This window comes from Vibrio sp. QJM3NY_26 (assembly GCF_057786005.1).
In genome coordinates, this window is the sequence record NZ_CM173516.1 from 326,816 (window position 1) to 340,379 (window position 13,564).

12 protein-coding genes are annotated in these 13,564 nt (G+C 43.7%); 5 read left to right on the plus strand and 7 right to left on the minus strand.

The window, feature by feature from the left end; translation table 11 throughout:
* Window positions 1-121 precede the first annotated feature (121 nt).
* From secF to AC3CH4_RS16900, 3 genes are read right to left on the minus strand one after another with little or no spacing between them, the layout of a single operon-like run.
* Window positions 122-1,063: a protein translocase subunit SecF gene (gene secF, locus AC3CH4_RS16890; RefSeq protein WP_488544094.1), complete on the minus strand. Its 942-nt coding sequence runs from the start codon at window positions 1,061-1,063 to the stop codon at window positions 122-124.
* The gene (secD, locus tag AC3CH4_RS16895) at window positions 1,050-2,810 is read right to left on the minus strand and encodes a protein translocase subunit SecD (protein ID WP_488544095.1); all 1,761 of its coding nucleotides are present in this window, start codon (window positions 2,808-2,810) and stop codon (window positions 1,050-1,052) included. Before secD ends, secF begins: the two co-directional genes overlap by 14 nt.
* A 10-nt stretch (window positions 2,811-2,820) precedes the next feature.
* Window positions 2,821-3,162, minus strand: a complete 342-nt coding sequence (locus tag AC3CH4_RS16900; RefSeq protein ID WP_488544096.1) for a DUF1214 domain-containing protein — start codon at window positions 3,160-3,162, stop codon at window positions 2,821-2,823.
* A gap of 404 nt (window positions 3,163-3,566) precedes the next feature.
* Between AC3CH4_RS16900 and AC3CH4_RS16905 the strand changes: the two genes are divergently transcribed.
* Window positions 3,567-3,929 (plus strand): hypothetical protein, encoded by a 363-nt coding sequence (locus AC3CH4_RS16905; RefSeq protein WP_054545834.1) that lies wholly within the window; start codon window positions 3,567-3,569, stop codon window positions 3,927-3,929.
* A gap of 47 nt (window positions 3,930-3,976) precedes the next feature.
* Here the strand turns inward: AC3CH4_RS16905 and AC3CH4_RS16910 are convergent, their stop codons facing one another.
* Window positions 3,977-4,765 (minus strand): AraC family transcriptional regulator, encoded by a 789-nt coding sequence (locus AC3CH4_RS16910; RefSeq protein WP_488527483.1) that lies wholly within the window; start codon window positions 4,763-4,765, stop codon window positions 3,977-3,979.
* A gap of 98 nt (window positions 4,766-4,863) precedes the next feature.
* Here AC3CH4_RS16910 and AC3CH4_RS16915 point away from each other — a divergent pair, with 98 nt between their 5' ends.
* The 4 genes from AC3CH4_RS16915 (at window position 4,864) to AC3CH4_RS16930 (ending at window position 9,049) form a co-directional block, all read left to right on the plus strand.
* Window positions 4,864-5,757 (plus strand): DMT family transporter, encoded by an 894-nt coding sequence (locus tag AC3CH4_RS16915; RefSeq protein WP_114634747.1) that lies wholly within the window; start codon window positions 4,864-4,866, stop codon window positions 5,755-5,757.
* A 194-nt stretch (window positions 5,758-5,951) separates the two neighbouring features.
* Window positions 5,952-7,574: a peptide ABC transporter substrate-binding protein gene (locus AC3CH4_RS16920; RefSeq protein ID WP_488544097.1), complete on the plus strand. Its 1,623-nt coding sequence runs from the start codon at window positions 5,952-5,954 to the stop codon at window positions 7,572-7,574.
* A 426-nt stretch (window positions 7,575-8,000) separates the two neighbouring features.
* On the plus strand, window positions 8,001-8,504 hold the full coding sequence (locus tag AC3CH4_RS16925) for an acyl-CoA thioesterase (RefSeq protein ID WP_004732005.1): 504 nt from the start codon (window positions 8,001-8,003) through the stop codon (window positions 8,502-8,504).
* Between the two features lie 272 nt (window positions 8,505-8,776).
* The gene (locus AC3CH4_RS16930; protein ID WP_488544098.1) at window positions 8,777-9,049 is read left to right on the plus strand and encodes a hypothetical protein; all 273 of its coding nucleotides are present in this window, start codon (window positions 8,777-8,779) and stop codon (window positions 9,047-9,049) included.
* A 581-nt stretch (window positions 9,050-9,630) separates the two neighbouring features.
* Here the strand turns inward: AC3CH4_RS16930 and malG are convergent.
* The 3 genes from malG to malE all read right to left on the minus strand — a co-directional run bounded on the left by malG (window position 9,631) and on the right by malE (window position 13,368).
* Complete coding sequence (gene malG / locus AC3CH4_RS16935) at window positions 9,631-10,521, minus strand: maltose ABC transporter permease MalG (protein WP_004732010.1); 891 nt, start codon at window positions 10,519-10,521, stop codon at window positions 9,631-9,633.
* Between the two features lie 11 nt (window positions 10,522-10,532).
* Window positions 10,533-12,104, minus strand: coding sequence for a maltose ABC transporter permease MalF (gene malF, locus AC3CH4_RS16940; protein ID WP_004732011.1), 1,572 nt, complete (start codon window positions 12,102-12,104; stop codon window positions 10,533-10,535).
* A 79-nt stretch (window positions 12,105-12,183) separates the two neighbouring features.
* Window positions 12,184-13,368 carry a maltose/maltodextrin ABC transporter substrate-binding protein MalE gene (malE, locus tag AC3CH4_RS16945; RefSeq protein ID WP_171310879.1) on the minus strand — a complete coding sequence of 395 codons (1,185 nt, stop codon included), beginning with the start codon at window positions 13,366-13,368 and terminating at the stop codon, window positions 12,184-12,186.
* Between the last annotated feature and the right edge of the window lie 196 nt (window positions 13,369-13,564).

Genomic DNA, 13,564 nt, shown 5'->3' on the forward strand with positions numbered 1-13,564 from the left:
AATCTAAAATAATATTTGGTACATTAGACGAAAGATGATGAATAATTCCTTTGGCACAAAAAAGGCTCCAATATAGGAGCCATAAGTTTTCAATTAGCTATAAGCGATGAGCGATGAGCTATTAACGATGAATAGGATTACCGCCTTCATCTAACAAAGGAGCTTTGGGCTTATAATGCTCAGAAGACAAGCCGATCCTTTCCGGTATTGCTGTACCGATCACTAATGAAGACCAAGTGCCCACAATAATCCCAGCAAACAATGCAAACGCAAATCCACTTAATGTACCGCCTGCGATAAGGCCAATACTGCTTACCGTCAACAACGTCGTTCCAGAGGTCACTAGAGTCCTAAATAATGACGCTCGTATCGCTTGATCCGTAGATTCACTGGTACTCTGATTCGGTCTGCGAGTCAGGTACTCACGAATTCGGTCTCCGATCACAATAGAGTCATTGAGCGAGTAACCGACCACAGCAAGCAACGCAGCAAGAGCGGTGAGATTAAATTCAATCGAAAACACCACAAACAATGCTAGAACCACCAGCACATCATGCAGTAGCGCAGCAATCGCACCCAGAGCTAATCGCCATTCAAAACGCACAGTTAAGTAAAACATAATGGCGATAGACGCAACAATCAGGGCTAAACCACCTTGCTCAAATAATTGCTCACCCACCTGCGCGCCAACAACTGAGCTCGACACTAGATTCAGCGGATGGCCTAGCTCCAACTCTACAGCTCTTAACCACTGCAACAACTCCAATTCGCCTGTTCCGCCAATAGGAAACTGTAACTGCCAAGTTTGGTAGGTGACATCGGGCACTAGATTGGGTAATTCATCAAATACCGTATTCAAGGCTGACTGCATCGCTTCCAAGCTCACCGGGACATCAGCATTGACGACATGGGAAATACCACCGGTAAACTCAAGCCCAAGCGTGAAACCTTTGGTCGATATCAGGACAATTGATATAAACATCAACCCTAGTGAAACTAACAAACCGTTCCACCTTACTTTTGACCACTGAATATCAGCGACTCGTTGGTTAAGCTTTGTCATTGTCATGCCCCCAAAGTTTTGTCATCCACATTTGGCTATAGAGTAATCCCGTAAACATACTGGTTAACAGTCCAATCCCGAGCGTTATTGCAAAGCCCTTAACCGCACCATAGCCAATCGCAAACAAAATAATCGCAGTGATCAACGACGTCAGGTTAGCATCGATAATCGTACTTCTTGCCTCTTTGTAGCCTCTTGGTATCGCGCTCGCTAGCGACCTTCCTGAACGCATTTCTTCTTTGATTCGTTCAAACACCAGAACGTTAGTATCAACCGCCATGCCCATGGTGAGTACAAGGCCCGCAATACCTGGCAAAGTGAGCGTTGCTCCCGGTATCAACGATAGAAAACCTATAATCATGACAATATTGGCGATCAGCGCGGCACATGCGATAACACCGAACTTTCGGTACAAAACCAGCATCGACACAAATGTCAGAGCTAAACCTACCATCACCGCGAGCAAACCCTTTTGGATATTTTCTTCACCTAGGCTTGGACCAATCACTTGCTCATCAATAATGGTCACAGGTACGGTCAATGACCCAGAGCGTAGAATTAGCGCAAGGTCTTGTGCATCGGAAATTTGCCCGATACCCGTGATTCTAAAACGACTTCCTAATTGGCTTTGGATCGTAGCAATGTTGATCACTTCATGGCGTTGAACAAGTTGGTTGTTATGATCTTGATGATATTCGCTGTATAAGGTCGCCATAGGTTTACCGATGTTACTACGTGAGAAGTCAGACATTTTGCTGCCTCCCGCACTGCTCAACACTAGGTTCACTTCAGATTGTCCAAACTCGCCAACCGATGCGGATGCACCAATAATGTACTCTCCCGTTAACACCGGTTGCCTAGACAAGCGTACAGATTCCCCATCACGCGTAGTATGAGTCTGTGCAGCTTGGCTTGAATCAACAACCGTATGAAAAGAGATCGTCGCCGTCGCACCAATAACACGCTTCGCTACTTGAGGATCTTGAACGCCCGGAAGCTCTATCAATATACGGTCAGCCCCCTGACGCTGGGTGACGGCCTCAGTAATACCTAAACTTTCAATACGCTGGCGCATAATATTTAGGGTTTGCTGCATAGCGAGGCTTGCCTGCTCTTCTTTAATACTTTCATCAAGCGAAAAACGTAATACGTTGTCGTTTACACTGATTTTCCATTCAGAAAACTGTGAACGCATGTGGTCGGTTACGTTTTGAATACTGTTTGAATCACGACTACTTAAATTAGTAATAATGACCGAGAATCCATTGTTGTCTATGTCAGCAATTCGACTGCGTATCCCTTCTGCACGAGCCACGTGGCGAGCATTCGTCGATGTCGCTTCTACCAAACTTCTCACGCTATCATCTATTTCAACTTGCAGCATGAACTGCACGCCACCACGAAGATCTAATCCAAGGTTAATGGGTGTTAGCCCTACCTGGCTAAATAGCTGAGGTGCTGCACTGACGAATGAAAAATGAGAATGAGCTAACGGAAACGCCAATGACAATACCTGTTGCGCTTCTCGCTGTTCTTTTTTACTTTCAAAGATTAATGTAGTTTCGTCTTGTTGGTTCTCAACACCTAACGGAGTTATCTGATTTTTAACTAATATGCTTAGCAAAGGCTCAATGGGTAATGAACTATCAACGTGATTAAGAACCAATGCAGGCTTTTCGCCAAAAAAGCTCGGTATGGCGCTAATCAATAAGAGAATTAGCAGAAAATAGGCAAATATTTTTTTCATGTTCTCTACCCTATAAGTACACATACTTCACGAGATAAAAGCTACCTTCTGGGGCTTGTAACCAGTTAGTAGCGTTAACATCACCAGGTCGGTACTTCGAGATTTTGATAAGTAAGCTACCATCGAGTTCTCGATGAAAATTCATATTGTCGATATTAGTAATCAATTGCTGACCACCATCTGCTATCTCGTCACTTTGCCCATCCATGATAACAATCGACCACAAATCGCTTTCGGCGTCTTCCTTTGTAATTCGATACGTCAGAGATTGATTATTTCTGATTTGTTTGACATCACTCGTCGCTTCAATTTGAGGTTCACTGTCATAAATGAGCTTGGCTATTGCAGACACATCCTCCAACATCGAGCTCGAAGACCATGCAAAACTTGAGAAAAAACCGTTTACAAGAAGAGATAATAACAAAAGATATTTATTGATATTTTTCATTGGGTTGACAACTGTTAATTGATGCTACTTAGATTCTTTTTTGAACCTATCTCCTTTGCTGCATTAGGTTTCCTTTCCTAGAAAACCATGAATGCAGAGATCATAAATAACCAACAGTGTCCTGAATATGGTTTACAGAAATTCAAATATGACTTGAGAGATTCACATTTGAATTTCTCTAATTCTTTGAGTCTTTAAGTGAAGTTAAGCAAACTCAATTCAAACGACATTGAGTTAAAAATTAACGTCTAATGCCAACTCAACATTTTCATTTTGGCTGATTATTTAAATCCCGAGGAATCGATAACATGAAATTCAATATTATTTATCTCAATGATCGACGCTATAAGATCTACGATATCGGAGAGGGCCAAAGTGTGATGTTTATTTTCCACAGAGAGAAAAGCATGGCCGATTTAGAAGATATTGTAAGATTGAAGCTAAAAAAGCATCAACGAGTGATCATTGTCGATCTCAGTGATGATTTCCCTAGTGATATTTCAAAAGTGACTGAGGAAAGTTGCCAAGCATTGATTGAAGATCTTCACCTACTTGCAGATATTTACTGGCTTGACGACGTAGCAGTAGAAAGCGATTACATTAACAAACCAATGATCGCAACGTTGTCGACCCTGTTAGGTAACAGGTGCGTTGCTTTGACTACGTTATAGTTATGTCGGGGTTTCTCGTCATGTTAGCCATGCGAGATCAGCTCGGGTTACAACAAACGGTTCTTATACTGTTCTGGCGTTTGGTTCGCATAACGTTTGAACATGGTAATAAATGGACTCGCTTGGTTATAACCCAATGTAAGAGCGACCTCTTTAACCGATTGGCCGTTTCTCAACAAGTCCATTGAGTAGAGGTAGCGCACTCGCAATCGCCATTCTGTAAAGCTCATCCCAAGCTCCGTCTGGCAGTGGCGAGAAAGGGTTCTTTCCGTGGTGTGGACACGCTCAGCCCAATCTTTCAGTGTCACTTCATCGGTTGGGTTTTCTTCAACAGAAGCCAGTATAGGCGCTAGGTACTTATTGTCAGTTGAAGGCAAGAAGTGGTGTTCAACTTCACGCTGCGCAAGTTGGTCGAGTAGTACCTGAACAAGCCTTTGATCTTGTTCTGTTTCCGCAACATTGATTCCACGATCGCGAAAGTCATCAATAATCGAAGACACAATCGGCGTGATTTTTATAAGGCTAGTTTTATCTGGAAGATATTGCGTTAGCTCTGGGGCGATATTTAGCGAGCAGTAGTCCAAAGGCTTACGGTTATAACTGCAATGCGTCACCCCGGCCGGTACCCAAATCGCCAAATGTGGTGGCGCTAGAAATCGGGTGCCTTCCGCTTCCATCTCTAATATACCGCCACTGATCAATTGAACCTGTCCCCATGAGTGGCTATGAACTCGGGTTTCCGTGTTCGAAAGAAACGCTTCAAAATTCATAAATACGTTGGATGGTGCCTTATCTATTGATAAGGATGGGTGAAGGTTTCTTGAGTGTTTTTTCAAACTTGTCTTCCTATCGCGCCTGATGTCTTTCTAAAGATACTTGTAAGTATAACGACCTGTCAAACTAGCCGCATCAACTCATTTGCGACGGAATTCACATGCATTATCTCTTACCATTTTTTACAGTCTGTATCTGGGGCGCCAATGCAATCGTCAACAAGCTTGCTGCAAGCACCATAGAACCTAGCGCAATGAGTTTTTACCGCTGGTTTTTTGCGATGTTAATTCTCACCCCTTTCTGTATTCGCTCAGTTATCAAGCAATGGCCGATCATTAAACCTAACTTGTCTAAGTTGGCTTTCCTTGGCTTCTTAGGCATGGTGTTGAACCAATCTCTAGGCTATTACGCGGGCTTAACCACAACCGCTTCTAACATGGCGTTGATCACCTCATTAGTGCCCTTGATCAGTGTGTTCCTTAGCGTTCCTCTGTTGCACAAGTCGATTTCTAGTTTGAGTATTGTGGGTGGTGTATTGTCACTGTCAGGCTTAGCACTGATGTTAGGCAAAGGCGATCCTCTGTTCTTCATCCATCAAGAATTGACCCAAGGCGATGGCTATATGCTGATTGCAGCCTTTGTTTATGCTTCTTACTGTGTGCTATTGAAACGCTGGAAAATGCCAATCAGTAGCTGGGTGGTGATTTACATGCAGGGGCTTTTTGCTGTCGCAATGTTAGCGCCACTTTGGCTTACCAGCGAACAGCTTTTACCACCGCAACAAGCGATCCCATTAATAGCTTACGCCGCGGTGGCCGCTTCGATTTTAGCACCTTGGATGTGGGTGAAAGCGATTGATACCATTGGTGCGGACTCAAGTGCGATGTTCATGAATTTGATGCCAGTTATCGCAATTGTATTAGCTTCCACTTGGCTTGGCGAAGAGATTAACCAGTTCCACATCATTGGCGGTGTGATGGTAATTTCCGGTGTCATCCTTGCTCAAATCAAAAGAAAACCAAGGCTTGAGGCACCTCTCCCTCAACAAGGCTAAACACATTACCCAACGCTCACACTAGGGTAAATATTCAAACTCACTTTTCTCACAGTGCCTACTCCCGAAGTAGGCACTGTTGTTTTATTCACAAGCCTTTCAAATGCTTTTAATACGCGTTCATTGTGGTTGCAACATGTTACCGACTCAGGTTTAATGCATTGAGTACCGTTTAAGTTGTAAAAGGAATTACAATGACTCAACCAACGATCCCTGTGATCATCTCGTCTCTGCTTGCTTTGTCATCTGCTTCAAGCTTTGCTGCCACTGTTCCTGCTAATACACCATTAGCTGAGGAACAACATTTTGTGCGTGGCAATGGCGCAGAGCCCAACACGCTAGACCCCAACTTTGTTAATTCCGGTATGCCTGGTGACATCATCGTCAATGATATGTTTGAAGGCTTTGTGATTGAGAACCGTGACGGGCAGATCATCCCAGGACAAGCTAAAGAATGGGTATTCAGCAAAGACGGCAAAACAGTGACATTTGTGTTGAAAGAGGGTCTTCAGTGGTCGAATGGCGATTCGGTGACAGCATCAGACTTTGTTTTTGGTTGGCAGCGTGCCGTGTCTCCTAAAACAGGTAACAACACAGGTTTTGTTTTTTCGACGGCTAATATCGTGAACGCTAGCGAGATTCTATCAGGAGACAAAGCTCCCTCTGAGCTTGGCATCAAAGCATTAGATAAGCGCACGGTTGAGATTTCACTTTCAAAACCTACGCCATACTTTATGAGTTTAATGGGCATCAAGACCTTTTTCCCTTTGCCTGCTAAGTTGGTTCAAGAGAAAGGTGACCAATGGACTCGCGCAGAAAATATCGCGACCAACGGTGCTTACACTTTGAGTAAATGGGTGCCCAACGAATACGTTGAAGTCGAGAGAAACCCAAATTATTGGGATGACACATCGACAGTCATCAATAAGGTAACCTATCTCGGCCTATCCTCTCAAAATGCCGAACTGATTCGTTACCAAGCTGGTGAGATCGATATGACCAATCGCGTTCAGCTTGAGTACTACCAAAAATTAATCCAAGAAAGTCCTGAACAAATCAAAGCGCAAGCTCTATTGGGCTCTTACGTTTATTCATTCAATACACGTCAAGCACCGTTTGATGACGTAAGAGTACGCCAAGCACTCAGCATGGCCGTCAATCGTGAGATATTGGTAGATAAAGTCACTGGTCAAGGTGAGCCAGAAGCATACAGCGTGACGCCGAATAATATTCCTGACTACACAGCTCCTTTATCCGAATTCAATTCTTTAGACAGCACGCAGCGTTTAACAAAAGCCAAAACGCTACTTGAAGAAGCGGGATACAACGAAAACAAGCCGCTCAAATTTACCCTGACATACAACACCAGTGAGAATCATAAAAAGATAGCTATTGCGATTGCATCTATGTGGAAGCCACTTGGCGTAAAAGTTGAGTTAGAAAACATGGAGTGGAAAGCCTATGTTGCAGCGAAGGGAAGTGGCGACTATCAGCTAGCTCGCTCATGGGCATTTGGTGACTACCCAGAGCCTTCTGCACTGTTAGAGGCGTTCACTTGTGGTCACACGGCAAATGAAAGTGGCTACTGCAATCCCGATTACGATGAGCTCTTACAGCAAGCAAGTAAAACGGAAGATCAGTCTAAACGCTTTACTTTATACCAGCATGCTGAATCGCTACTTAACAAATCTGCAGCAGTAATGCCTTTATATCATTACAATCACACCCGATTAGTGCGAAATACCCTCAAAGGCTTCCCTAACAATAATCCGAAAGGAAATATCTACGCGAAGGATCTATACTTTATTCAAGAGTAAAAATGAGCTGAATAACAAATATTTTTAACTACCACTTTAGTGGTAAAAAGATTAAAATAATTTAACTAAACCAGATAAACAGCGGTTAGTTGGCTAAAACAAAATAAGGTACCGCAATGAGTACCAAACGGCTTAGAAACACCTAGCATTACGCTAGGTGTTTTTTTTCAATCGACCTTTCTAGCTGTCAGCTCAACATTTATTGGTTCTTACTCAATATGGCTAGGCACCTGCTCAATATTACTTCATCCGCGTTTGCCACTCGCCTCTACCGCCTTTAAACATCAATATTCATCCCTTCGTCACTCGTTTGAAAAAATAGTCTTAATCGTGAGAAACACCGCTTTAATTTATGTCATCTTAAGTATATTGTTATTAGCAAGTAACAAGCATGTTATACAGCACAATAATAATGAAGGAAGATAGATGAGCAGTAACAATAACCGACCAGATGGTAAACGAGACGTTACTCTGCGTTTTTTAGCTGAACCTGGGGATGTGAACTTTGGTGGTAAAGTTCATGGTGGTGCAGCAATGAAGTGGATCGATTTAGCGGCTTATGCTTGTTCTGCTGGGTGGAGTGGTAAATATTGTATTACCGCTTACGCAGGGGGGATTCGATTCGTAGCTCCGATCCATGTTGGTAACCTTGTTGAGGTAAGTGCGAAGGTCATCTATACCGGTTCATCTTCTATGCACATCGCTATCGACGTTCAAGCCAGCGACCCTAAAGAACTAAACAACCGCCTAACGACTCACTGTATCGTTATTATGGTCGCTGTTGATGAAAATGGTAACCCGACTAAGGTGCCGGAGTGGGTGCCAGAAACACCAGAAGACATCGAATTAAGAGATTCGGCTATTCGCCTAATGAACATGCGAAAACAGATCGGTGAAGAGATGGAAGCGCACGTGAAGTACCTTAAATAAGGTCACGACCCAGAAAGCCCTACAAAACCTTACTACGATGCCAAGCACATGCTTGGCATTTGCTTATCTAACTAAACTCCCCTATTCACACTCTCACAGATAAAGCCGCGTCTTACCCAATACTTCTTATCTCAATACGAATTGTCTCAATACTGCTTATATAGCGTGATACCCAGCCAAGGGTTGAAATGAAGCCGCTATTGTTTAGTTATTTACTCGGACTGTAATGAAGTCGTCATTTTGCTCTGTTTAAATACCGCCAATCATAATGGATGTATTTGAATTTCCTGGAGCCACTCTTGAGCGTCACACGCCCCACTCTTAGCGAATCTACACTGAACAATTTAAAGGCGGTTGAGTACCAATGGGTTAGAACTTTGTACGTCGAAGGCTACGACAGCAACGAAATTAACCACTATATCCAGACTTGTTTTGGCGGGGATAACACGTTTGCGGATCTCTTTCGCCGTGTGGCACTCGATCAAGAAAGCATCTATGTGCTGTTGCAGCATCTTGGCTGTGCTCCTTCTAGTAGAGAACTCTAACCACAACATCCGATTCCCTCTTACCTTTGAATTGAAAGATACTTCCAAGCAAACCAATAACTACGAGTGATAGCTACTCACAACACATCAACAGTAGCCCGACGTTTTAGACATTTTCTGTGCAATCAGGCTAATCGTTGCATACAAATCATTGAAGTATCACGCATTGAAATATTAGCAATATATCAATAGAGCAACTGCCCCTTATACTGAGTGTCTGATTTGTGAGACTCGTTCATGTCTTCAAGTAAGAGGAATGAGGTAGGGAAGGTTTGAGAGAGAAGTGACTCGAAGCTTTGAACATGAAGCCGTTATGAGCACAAGAATTGACAGGTAAACGAACATCAAGACAAAGTAGAAAGCAAAAAGTAGCAGGCATAAAAAAACCCAAGTAAATACCTGGGTTAGAGTTACAAAAACCACTAATCATTAATAGCGTAAGGAACCTGATTAGTAGCCAGCTATGCGTAACCTGAGGGTTATTTTTATTACTGATCGGCGGCCAAACCAAATGATGTAATAAAAATGCCAATATAGAGCGACCTAAAAGGTCGCTCTTTGTCTTTCTTATAGGGTACAGCTTATCCTTTTACACCACCCGACGTCAAACCGCCAACTAACCAACGTTGAGCAAGTAAGAATACGATCGTAATCGGAAGTGCTGATAGTACAGCCGCTGCCGCAAAGTCGCCCCATAGATAGTTCTGAGGATATAGGTACTGCTGCATGCCGACTGCTAGCGTGTAAGAGTTCACATCCGATAATAGGATTGAAGCAACAGGTACCTCACCAACAACACCAATGAAAGATAGAATAAACACAACCGCTAGGATTGGCACTGACAGAGGTAATAGAACCAATCTGAACGCTTGCCACGGCGTCGCACCATCCAGTGCTGCAGCCTCTTCCAAAGAATTATCAATCGTCTCAAAATAACCCTTAATCGTCCACACGTGTAGTGCGATACCGCCTAGGTAAGAGAAGATTAGACCGCCGTGCGTGTTCAAGCCTAAGAACGGGATGTATTGACCAAGTTTGTCGAACAGCGCGTAAATCGCTACCAAAGCCAATACTGCTGGGAACATTTGGAAAACCATCATCGCTTTCAAAATAGTTTCTTTACCTTTGAAGCGCATACGAGCAAATGCGTAAGCCGATGTAGTAGACAGCGCCACAATCAAAATAGACGTAATACCCGCTACTTTTATCGAGTTCCACAACCAAGTAAGTACAGGGAATGGAGGTGGCGTGACCGAACCATCAGCGTTGGTCACTGACATGCCCAGAGCTAATTTCCAGTGTTCCAAAGATGGGTTATCTGGAATCAAGCTACCGGTTGCGAAGTTACCTTCACGGAACGAGATAGCAATAATCATTAATAGTGGGAAGATAATTAGCGCTAAGAAGCACCACAACACTGCATGCGTTGCCCACACTCGGTATTTAAGGCCTTTACCTTGTACCATAGCCATTGTCGTGCTCCTTAATCTTGAGTCAGTTTAGTGAAACGTAGGTTTAGTAACGCGAGTGCACCAACCAATAGGAAGATAAGCGTTGCGATAGCACTTGCTAGACCAAAGTCTTGACCGCCGCCGCCTTCGAATGCGATTCGGTAGGTGTAGCTTACAAGTAAGTCTGTGTAACCCGCGGGCTCTGAAGTGCCAATCATGTTCGGGCCGCCGTTCGTCAATAGTTGAATCATTACAAAGTTATTGAAATTAAAGGCAAATGCTGCAATCAATAGCGGTGTAAGCGGCTTAATCATCAATGGGAATGTGATTCTCTTGAAATTATCAAGAAAGTTAGCGCCATCGATTGCTGACGCTTCGTACAAATCTTCAGGAATCGCTTTTAATAGGCCCATACATAAAATCATCATGTAAGGAAAACCTAGCCAAGTGTTAACAATCAACACCATGGTTTTCGCAAGAATCGGGTCGGAGAACCAGTTCGGGCTTAAGCCAAAGATACTCTCAAGCACCATGTTGATCTCACCAAAGCTCTGGTTAAATAGGCCCTTAAAGATAAGAATCGAGATAAACGCTGGGACTGCGTAAGGCAGAATCAGTAGAACACGGTAGATTGAACGACCCTTTAGCTCTTCCCACTGCACAATATTCGCAAGAATCAGACCAATGGCAAGCGTGAAAACAACCGTACAAATAGAAAATACAACGGTCCAGATGAAGATACTGATGAACGGTTCTTTAATGCCGTCATCTTTCCAAACACGTTCAAAGTTAGCCGTACCGATGTCTACAACAAAGCCTGGAGATATTGTGTTACCAATAAACTCTCCTTTCTCGTCAACCGGTTGGTAGAAACCCACTTCCATGTTTGGTTTCAATACTTCACCAGATTCATTGTTGATTAACGTTTCACCATCACCTTGAAGGGTGTAAAGCGGTGCGACAGCAGCAAACTTACGCAAGCCACTCATACGGATATCATCACCATCTGGCAAGTGGAAGTCTACACCACTGATCGCAGAACGGTTTTGGATGATCGCTTTGATCTTCTCTTTTTCACCTTGTACAGATTCGATTGCAGATAGGTCCATCTCTGTTGCTGTCATACCTTCCAGAGAAAATACATCAGTTGCTAACAGCTGGTCGCCATCTTTCACAACGATCTGGTGACCGTTATCTGTTTTGTACAAAGTAAATGGGTAACTTTCACCGCTTTGGAATGAACGGTCTAAAAGAACGGTTTGAGTACGCTCTAGAGAGAGCTGGTTTTTTGCGCTGTAGTTAGTAAACGCAAGCCCGACGGTGTATGCCAGTGGGAAAAGAATGAATAAAATCATTCCGGCAATACCTGGGTAAATATAACGGTGGGCGTAAGTTTTCTTACTACCAAAAATGTAAAGTGCCAAAGCCGTTAAGATCACAGTAAGAAGCGCAAATGCGAGCTCACCGCGAGAATACATTAAAATTGTAGCGTAGCCATTAATTAAGCCAACACTACCAAGCAACCCCCATTTGATGAAGACGCTTTTACTGCTTGGAAGGCTTGATGGTGCCGGGATCGCATCTGAACCTTGAACTGACTGCATAGAGGAACCTGCTAACGATATAGATAAAAATAGAAAAGTAAGGAGAGGTTACCCCCTCCTTAAAGGTAGAACTTGAGTATTACTTAGTCATTCGAGCTTCAGCACCTTTCAGCGCTTGATCAACAGTTTGGCGGCCATCAACAACGTTGCCGATCGCTTCTTCCATGCTGTACCAGAATGTAGTGAACTGAGGGATGTTAGGCATGATTTCACCGTTCATCGCGTTGTCCATTGTTGCGGCAATACGCGTGTCACTGTCTAGTTGACGTTGGAAAGAGTTAAGAGCAACAGCGCCTAGTGGTTTGTCATCGTTCAAGCTTTTCATACCTTCATCAGTTAATAGGTAGTTTTCCATGAACTCAACAGCTAGGTCGCGGTTTGGAGAAGCAGTGCTGATACCACCCGCCCATACACCAACGAAAGGCTTAGACGCTTTACCGTTGAACTTAGGCAGTGTTGCTACGCCGTAGTCTACGCCCGCTTTCTCGATGTTTGCCCAGCCCCAAGGACCATTGATTGTCATTGCAACGTTACCCGCAACGAATTCAGACTCAGCGACTGAGTAGTCCATGTCAGCAGAGATAACTTTGTCTTGTACCATCTTCTCGATGAAACCTAGAGACTTTTGAACACCATCAGTCGCTACGCCCGCATCTTTAATGTCGTAACCTTCGGCTGTTTGTTTGAATGCATAACCGCCGTCAGCTGCTAGTAGAGGCCATGTGAAGTAAGCGCCACCACGTAGAGGCCACATGATCGCTTTCTTACCGTCTTTTTGAAGCTCAGCGTTAAGTGCTGGGATTTCTTCCCAAGACTTAGGTGGGTTAGGAACAAGTGCTTTGTTGTAGATAAGAGAAACTGACTCAACCGCTACTGGGTAAGCGATTGTTTTACCTTCGTAAGAAACAGCGTCCCATGCGAAGTCTACGATACCTTCCTTAATCTCTTTAGAAGGTTTGATATCAGCAAGAAGACCCGCTTCTGCAAAACCACCAAAACGGTCGTGAGCGTAGAAGATCATGTCTGGGCCATCGCCAGCCGCTGCAACTTGAGAGAACTTCTCTTCTAGTTTATCTGGGAAAGCTACTGTTACTTTAACACCAGTGTCTTCTTCAAAGCGTTTGCCTACTTCAGCCATTCCTTCATAAGCTTTATCGCCACCAACCCAAATAGTTAGTTGACCTTCTTCGATAGCAGCGTTTGCACCAAATGAACCCAGAGCCACAATTGTGCCTAGAGCTACAGCGCTTAGAGCGTTTTTCATGTCAATATCCTTTTTATATTTATACGTAGGGCGCATTCAATTAAGACGAGCCAGTTTTCGAGGTTATGATCTGAGAAAACAGCCCCTAACTCATCATCCTAGCCACTACGCCCTAGCTATTATGGCTTAATTTCGTGATCGCCATCCGGTCAGATTAGAGAGCGAAGTCACAAAGTGCATACTCATCGTGATCCAC

Bases quoted from the DNA above. Each gene is read 5' to 3' on its own strand.
- secF (WP_488544094.1), bottom strand. From the start codon at position 1,063: ATGACAAAGCTTAACCAACGAGTCGCTGATATTCAGTGGTCAAAAGTA.
- secD (WP_488544095.1), bottom strand. From the start codon at position 2,810: ATGAAAAAAATATTTGCCTATTTTCTGCTAATTCTCTTATTGATTAGC.
- AC3CH4_RS16905 (WP_054545834.1), top strand. From the start codon at position 3,567: ATGAAATTCAATATTATTTATCTCAATGATCGACGCTATAAGATCTAC.
- AC3CH4_RS16915 (WP_114634747.1), top strand. From the start codon at position 4,864: ATGCATTATCTCTTACCATTTTTTACAGTCTGTATCTGGGGCGCCAAT.
- AC3CH4_RS16920 (WP_488544097.1), top strand. From the start codon at position 5,952: ATGACTCAACCAACGATCCCTGTGATCATCTCGTCTCTGCTTGCTTTG.
- AC3CH4_RS16925 (WP_004732005.1), top strand. From the start codon at position 8,001: ATGAGCAGTAACAATAACCGACCAGATGGTAAACGAGACGTTACTCTG.
- AC3CH4_RS16930 (WP_488544098.1), top strand. From the start codon at position 8,777: ATGTATTTGAATTTCCTGGAGCCACTCTTGAGCGTCACACGCCCCACT.
- malG (WP_004732010.1), bottom strand. From the start codon at position 10,521: ATGGCTATGGTACAAGGTAAAGGCCTTAAATACCGAGTGTGGGCAACG.
- malF (WP_004732011.1), bottom strand. From the start codon at position 12,104: ATGCAGTCAGTTCAAGGTTCAGATGCGATCCCGGCACCATCAAGCCTT.
- malE (WP_171310879.1), bottom strand. From the start codon at position 13,368: ATGAAAAACGCTCTAAGCGCTGTAGCTCTAGGCACAATTGTGGCTCTG.